The organism is Streptomyces sp. RPT161, assembly GCF_027533845.1.
GTDB lineage: Bacteria > Actinomycetota > Actinomycetes > Streptomycetales > Streptomycetaceae > Streptantibioticus_A > Streptantibioticus_A silvisoli_A.
Map to the genome: position 1 here is coordinate 1 of NZ_JAPZVN010000072.1, position 1,452 is coordinate 1,452.

1 protein-coding gene is annotated in these 1,452 nt (G+C 65.4%); it reads left to right on the forward strand.

What is annotated here, in order from left to right; translation table 11 throughout:
• The coding region (locus O5O46_RS34930) for a type I polyketide synthase (RefSeq protein WP_269859711.1) at nucleotides 1-1,452 on the forward strand (1,452 nt) is incomplete at both ends.

The following is a 1,452-nucleotide window of genomic DNA, read 5'->3' on the forward strand; positions in this document are numbered from 1 at the left end:
ATTCTGCTCGACACCGACACCGACATCGAGCTGGATGCCGTGGTGCTGGGTCAGGTGCTGGGCGTGGATGAGCCGCAGTTGGTGTTGCGTGATGGGCAGTTGCGCGCTGCTCGCTTGACCCGGGTCAGCCCCACCGAGGAATCCTCCACTTTCCCGGAGCCGGTTTTGGGCGGGTTGGGAACGGTGGTGGTCACGGGTGGCACTGGTGGTTTGGGTGGTGTGCTGGCGCGGCATCTGGTGGCCGAGCACAGCGTTCAGCATCTGCTGCTGCTGAGTCGGCGTGGTATGGATGCTCCGGGGGCCGCAGAGTTGGTGGCGGAGTTGGAGCAGCTGGGCGCCGCGACGGTTGTCGCGGCATGTGATGTGTCTGATCGCCAAGCCTTGGCCGAGGTGTTGGCGAACGTGTCGCCGGATCATCCGGTGACGGGTGTGGTGCACACCGCGGGCGTTGTCGACGACGGTGTGATCGGATCGCTGTCGCGGGAGCAGCTGGACCGGGTGCTCGCCCCGAAGGTCGATGCGGCCTGGAATCTGCACGAACTCACCCAAGGCCTCGATCTGTCGCTCTTCGTGGCGTTCTCATCTATCGGTGGGCTGCTGGGTGGCGGAGGCCAGGGCAACTATGCCGCGGGCAACGTGTTCTTGGACGCGTTGATGCAGCAGCGCCACCGTCAAGGACTGCCGGGGCTGTCGATGGCGTGGGGACCGTGGACGACCGAGATCGGTTTGGTAGGCACGTTGTCCCAAACCGATCTTCAGCGGATCGCTCGTTCGGCCACGCCGCCGTTGTCCGTGGAGCAGGGCATGGCCCTGTTCGACCGGGCACTCCGCACTGATTCCCCGCTACTCGCACTGACCCGGCTGAACACGCAGACCTTGCGTGCCCAGCAGGACATCCCGGCTTTGTGGCGGTCGCTGGTCGGCAGTTCGCTCCGCCCTGCTGCCAACAACACCCGGGATGGTCGTGAGGGTCTGGGGCAGCGGTTGGCCGGACTGACCTATGCGGAACGTGCGCAGGTCCTGCTTGAGCTGGTGCGGGATTCCGCCGCAGCCGTGTTGGGCCATGCTTCAAGTGCGCCGATCGATGGTGACCAGCCGTTCAGCGAGTTGGGCTTCGACTCGCTGACCGGAGTCGAGCTACGCAACCTGCTACAAGCCAAGACCGGGGCGAGCTTGCCCGCCAGTGTGGTGTTCGACTACCCGACTGTTACGCGGTTGGCGGGGTATCTGGCGGGTGAGTTCGGGGAGCCGCAAGTCGCGGGGTCGGCTGTGGTGCCGGCGTTGGTGTCGGTCGCCGATGATCCGATCGTTCTGGTGGGGATGGCGTGTCGGTTCCCCGGTGGGGTGTCGGGTCCGGAGGACCTGTGGCGGCTGGTCATTGATGAGAGTGATGGCATCACGCCGTTCCCCACTGATCGTGGCTGGGATCTGGATGCGCTGCTGGGCACTGAT